The organism is Ponticoccus sp. (in: a-proteobacteria), assembly GCF_048381735.1.
In genome coordinates this window covers 1-5260 of the sequence record NZ_JBLXGL010000026.1, presented here as the reverse complement: position 1 = coordinate 5260, position 5260 = coordinate 1, and the positions used below count along the sequence as shown (strand labels likewise).

Sequence of the window (5260 nt, the reverse complement as noted above, 5' to 3'; positions counted from 1 at the left end):
TGCATCGGTCGATTGCCAGATGGATCACCTCGACCTGCCCGAGGGGCGGACCGACGCCAGCTTCACCATCACCCTGCGCCACGAGGGCGGCGCGCACAGCCATATCAACGCCTCCAAGTGCAACCACCTGCACCTGCGCGAGCTGCGGGCCTACGGCGCGAAGGGCAGCTTCACCAGCCAGGCCACCGACGTGCAGGCACAGCAGCTTTTCGCCGGGGAGCGCCCGGCGGACGACCCGGAAAACTGGGGCTACGAGCCCGAGGCGAACTGGCCCGTCCTGCGCGTCGGCAATGGCGACGAACGCCTGCCCGCGCAGCAAGGCCGCTACCACGATTACTACGCCGCTTTCGCCAAGGCGGTCGCCGACGGCACTCCGCCGCCCGTCACCGCCACCGAGGCATCGCGCACCATCGCGGTGCTGGATGCCGCCCGCCGCAGCGCCGAGATCGGCGCCTCGGTCGCCCTTTGAACCACTCCGCGCCAGAGGAGGCGCGGCCCGACAACGACCCTCTGGGAGGACATCATGAAGTACACCCTCGACCCCCACATGATCCGGCACCTGTCGCTCGAGGATACGATCCGCAAGGTCGCCGAGCTGGGCTATGATTGCGTCGAGATGTCGCCGCGCCCCGATTTCTTCTCATGGTGGACACGGCCCAAGCTCTACCCCGAGCGCATCCAATCCTTCAAAAAGGCGCTGAAGGACCACGATGTCGGCCTTGCCACGATCCAGCCGATGTACCGCTGGGCCTCGCCCTATGCCGATGAATGGGACATGGCGATCGACAACTGGAAGCGCGCCATCGAGTTCGCGGTCGAGCTGGAATGCCCGATGTTCGTGTCGGAATTCGGTCGGGGCGGATCGCCCAACCGCTCGCTGAACGACACCTCCGGCATCCACCGCCCCGAGGTCTGCGAGGGCCAGTTCTTCAAGGCGATGGATGTGCTGGTGCCCATCCTCGAGCGCGAGGGCATCAAGCTGTCGCTCGAAGCGCACCCCGAGGACTGGATCGAGGAGATCCACCCCGCCATCGACATCATCAAGACCATCAATTCGCCGATGGTGCGCGCGTCCTTCATCGCGCCGCACACCTTCTTCTACGGCCCCGACATGGAGGCGAACCTGCGCGCCACCGCCGGGCTGCTGGAACATGTGCGGCTTGCGGATACCTACGATCACAACAAGTCGTCCGAGCTGCGCTACATCGTCAACCCGCCGGAATCCAAGGTCCGGGTGCACCAGCACCTCGATTACGGCCAGGGCGAGATCGACTGGGATCTGTTCTTCAAGACCCTCGCCGACCTCAAGTTCGATGGCGTCCTGTCGAACTGCGTCTTCGGCTGGGAAGACCGCGCCGAAGACAGCGCGCGCTTCATGCTGGCCGAAACCAAGCGTTACGTCGAGAAATACGGAGTGGGCAAATGAGCCTGAAGGTCGGAGTCATCGGGACCGGCATGATCGGTCAGGACCATATCCGCCGCCTCACCCAGGTGCTGAGCGGCGTGGCGGTCACGGCAGTGGCCGATATCTCGCGCGAACGCGCCGAGGCGGCCGCGCCCGAGGGGGCGGCGGTGTTCGATGACCCCAAGGCGCTGATTGCGTCCGACACGGTGGATGCGGTGGTGATCTGCTCGTGGGGGCCTGCGCACGAGGAACAGCTGCTGGCCTGCATCGACGCGGGCAAGCCGGTGTTCTGCGAAAAGCCCATGGTTACCAGCGAAGACGCCGCCCTGCGCGTGATCGAGGCGGAAACCGCCTTTGGCCGCCGCCTCGTGCAGGTGGGGTTCATGCGCCGCTTCGACGCCGACTACCGTCGCCTCAAGGCGGTGATCGACACCGGCAGCCTTGGCGCGCCGCTGATGTACAAGTCGGTGCACCGCAATGCCTCGGTGCCCGAGGGGCTTTACACCTCGGATATGCCGCTCAACGACACGCTGGTGCATGATGCGGATATCTCGCGCTGGCTGCTTTCGGACGAGGTGACCGGCGTCGAGGTGCGGCTGCCGCGCCGCTCGACCGTCGGCAAGGACCTGCGCGATCCCACCATCGTGCTGCTGCATTGTGCGTCGGGGGCCATCGTGATCGTCGAGATCTCGGTCAATATCGCCTACGGCTACGACATCCGCGGCGAGGTCTCTTGCGAGAGCGGCGTTGCCGCGCTGCCGAACCGGCCCGCGACGGTGGTGTCCGACCAGTTCGGCATTCGGCAGGCGATCCCCGAGGACTGGCGCGAGCGCTTCATCGAGGCCTACGACCAGGAATTCCGCGAATGGATCGTTGCCGCGGGGCAGGGCACCGCGACCGGGCCGTCGGCCTGGGACGGCTATGCCTCGACCCTGGTGGCCGACGCCGCGCTGCGCGCCGTGGACAGCGGCGGGCACGAAGTCATCAGCATGATCGAGAAACCGGCGCTTTACGCCTGAGCAGGAACCCGACAATGAAACTTTCCATCTGCACCGACGTGATGGGCGACCTGTCCTTCACCGACATGCTCGACAAATGCGTCGCGCTGGGCGTCGAGGGCATCGAGATGACTGGCGGAGGCTGGTCGCCCGCGCCGCATTTCCGCGCCGAGACGCTTCTGGCCGACCGGAGTGAGCTGTCCCGCCGCCTTGCCGAGATCGAGGCGCGTGGCCTGACCATCGCCGCGCTCAACTGCTCGGGCAACCCGCTCGACCCCGGTCACCTCGGCGAGAAGCATCGCAAGGAGATCGAGGAGACCTTCACTCTCGCCGGAGAGATCGGCGTCAGGAAGATCGTCACCATGTCGGGCCTGCCGGAGGCCGCCGCCGGCGACACGGTGCCGAACTGGCTGACCTATACCAAGAGCTGGCCGGACGAGATGCCCGAGCGCGACCGATACCAGTGGGAGGACCGCGCGTTCCCCTATTGGCACGGCCTGGTCGAGCACGCGGGCAAGATGGGCGTCGAGAAGATCGCGCTCGAGAATTTCTCGGCCATGCTGGTCTGGAACCCCGAGACCCTGTTCCGCCTGCGGAACGAGGTCGGCGACATGGTCGGCATGAACCTCGACCCCTCGCATCTCTTCTGGAAGGGGGCCTGCCCGATTGCCGTCGCCCGCGCGCTTGGCCCGGCGATCCACCATGTTCACGGCAAGGACACCCGCATCGAGCGCGGCCTGTGTGACGTGAACGGCCTGCTGGAGATGAAGGAGGTCACCGATGTCGCCAACCGCGCCTGGAACTACGTCGCCGTCGGTGCGGGGCATGACCTGCAATGGTGGAAGGAGTTCTTCTCGGTAGTCGGCATGATGGGCTACGACGGCTGGGTCTCGCTGGAAATGGAGGATTTCACCATGTCCACCGAAGCGGGCATCCGGTCTTCCATCGACGCGCTTCAGGCGACGATCATCCGGTAAGCGATCCCAGGAAAAGTGGGCACCGGTGTTCCGTCCGGGATCACGACAGGACAGGCTGATGTACAAGTTCATCATAACCATCGACTGCCAACCCGGCACGCGTTCGAGGATCCTCGAACGTGCGCCCGGGGCGCAGGCCGCCACGCGGGCCGAGCCGGGCTGCATCGGCTATGACTTCTATACCTGCACCGATGATCCGGACCGTCTCGTCTTTGTCGAGACCTGGGCGGATGAGGCGGCGCATGGCTTCCACATGGAGCAGCAGCACACGAAGGGTTTCATCGCCTTCCACGAGCGGTTCCACCGCAATTTCACTTTCGAGACGATCAACGTCTCCTGACCGCAAGACGCCTGCGAGGGGGAAAGAACATGGCAGATCTGGACGTAATCACCATCGGGCGCGCCGGGGTGGATCTCTATGGCTCGCAGGTTGGCGGGCGGCTGGAGGATATGGGGTCCTTCGACAAGTATATCGGCGGCTCTCCGACCAACATGGCCTGCGGCACGGCACGGCTGGGTCTGCGCTCGGGGCTGATCAGCCGCGTCGGCAACGAGCACATGGGGCGCTTCATTCGCGAAGAGCTGCTGCGCCACGGGGTCTGTGTCGACGGCGTCGCGACGGACCCGGAGCGGCTGACGGCTCTGGTGCTGCTGGGCATCCGCGACGAAGAGCAGTTCCCGCTGATCTTCTACCGCGAGAACTGTGCCGACATGGCGCTGTGCGAGGATGACATCGACGCGGCGCTGCTGACGCGGTCGCGCTCGGTGGTGGCGACAGGGACGCATCTGAGCCATTCGCGCACCGAGGCGGCGGTGCTGAAGGCACTGCGGATCGCCCGCGTGAACGGGCTGAAGACGGCGCTGGACATCGACTACCGTCCGAACCTCTGGGGCGTGGCGGGCCATGGCGACGGCGAAAGCCGTTTTGTCGAAAGCGCCAAGGTCACGGCCAAGCTTCAGGAAAGCCTGCATTTCTTCGACCTGATCGTCGGCACCGAAGAGGAATTCCACATCGCGGGCGGCTCCACCGATACGGTTGCGGCCTTGCGCGCGGTGCGGGCGGTGTCGAAGGCCACGCTGGTCTGCAAGCGCGGGCCCATGGGGGCGGTGGCCTTCGAAGGCGACATCCCGGACAGCCTTGATGATGGCGTCTCGGGGCCGGGCTTTCCCATCGAGGTGTTCAACGTGCTGGGCGCAGGTGACGGCTTCATGAGCGGGCTGCTCAAGGGCTGGCTTGACGGCGAAAGCTGGCCGGTGGCCCTGAAGTACGCCAATGCCTGCGGGGCCTTCGCGGTGTCGCGCCATGGCTGCACCCCGGCCTATCCGTCCTGGGACGAGCTGCAGTTCTTCTTCGAAAGAGGCGTCAAGCGCCCCGATCTGCGCAACGATGCCGCGCTGGAACAGGTCCATTGGGCGACCAACCGGCATGGTGACTGGTCGACGGTGCGGACCTTTGCTTTCGATCACCGGATGCAGCTCGAGGAGATGGAGGGATACACCCTCGAGAAGGGCGGCGCGTTCAAGGCGCTGTGCCTTCAGGCGGCGATGCAGGTGCAGGACGGACAGGGGGGCTACGGCATTCTCTGCGACAACCGCATCGGGCGGGCGGCGCTTCACGCGGCCTCCGGCTCCGGCCTGTGGATCGGGCGGCCGACCGAGCTGCCGGGCTCGCGCCCCATCCGCTTCGAGCCGGAGCTGGGCGAGGACATGGGCCAGTTCCGCGAATGGGCGCGGGAGAACGTGGTCAAGCTGCTGGTCTTCTGCCACCCCGATGACGATGCCGAAACGCGGGCCCACCAGGAGGCGAAGGTCAAGGCGCTCTGGACGGCGGCGCGGCGCAATGGGCTCGAATTCCTGCTCGAGGTGATCCCGTCGAAGGT

Annotated in this window: 6 protein-coding genes; all 6 read left to right on the top strand. The window is 65.9% G+C overall.

Annotation, left to right across the window (positions count from 1 at the left end):
• The coding region (locus tag ACN5KJ_RS20470) for a Gfo/Idh/MocA family oxidoreductase (RefSeq protein ID WP_418596048.1) at nt 1–469 on the top strand (469 nt) is incomplete at its 5' end.
• A gap of 54 nt (nt 470–523) precedes the next feature.
• Entirely contained in the window at nt 524–1426 is a 903-nt protein-coding gene (locus ACN5KJ_RS20465) for a sugar phosphate isomerase/epimerase family protein (RefSeq protein WP_418596046.1), read from the top strand.
• Nucleotides 1423–2424: a Gfo/Idh/MocA family oxidoreductase gene (locus ACN5KJ_RS20460; RefSeq protein WP_418596044.1), complete on the top strand. Its 1002-nt coding sequence runs from the start codon at nt 1423–1425 to the stop codon at nt 2422–2424. The genes ACN5KJ_RS20465 and ACN5KJ_RS20460 overlap by 4 nt, the downstream gene beginning before the upstream one ends.
• A gap of 14 nt (nt 2425–2438) precedes the next feature.
• Entirely contained in the window at nt 2439–3380 is a 942-nt protein-coding gene (locus tag ACN5KJ_RS20455; RefSeq protein WP_418596042.1) for a sugar phosphate isomerase/epimerase family protein, read from the top strand.
• Between the two features lie 58 nt (nt 3381–3438).
• Nucleotides 3439–3720, top strand: a complete 282-nt coding sequence (locus ACN5KJ_RS20450; RefSeq protein WP_418596040.1) for a putative quinol monooxygenase — start codon at nt 3439–3441, stop codon at nt 3718–3720.
• Between the two features lie 29 nt (nt 3721–3749).
• Nucleotides 3750–5260, top strand: a 1511-nt coding sequence (locus ACN5KJ_RS20445) for a bifunctional 5-dehydro-2-deoxygluconokinase/5-dehydro-2-deoxyphosphogluconate aldolase (RefSeq protein ID WP_418596038.1), incomplete at its 3' end; no start/stop codon positions are given.

Bases quoted from the DNA above. Each gene is read 5' to 3' on its own strand.
- ACN5KJ_RS20465 (WP_418596046.1), top strand. From the start codon at position 524: ATGAAGTACACCCTCGACCCCCACATGATCCGGCACCTGTCGCTCGAG.
- ACN5KJ_RS20460 (WP_418596044.1), top strand. From the start codon at position 1,423: ATGAGCCTGAAGGTCGGAGTCATCGGGACCGGCATGATCGGTCAGGAC.
- ACN5KJ_RS20455 (WP_418596042.1), top strand. From the start codon at position 2,439: ATGAAACTTTCCATCTGCACCGACGTGATGGGCGACCTGTCCTTCACC.
- ACN5KJ_RS20450 (WP_418596040.1), top strand. From the start codon at position 3,439: ATGTACAAGTTCATCATAACCATCGACTGCCAACCCGGCACGCGTTCG.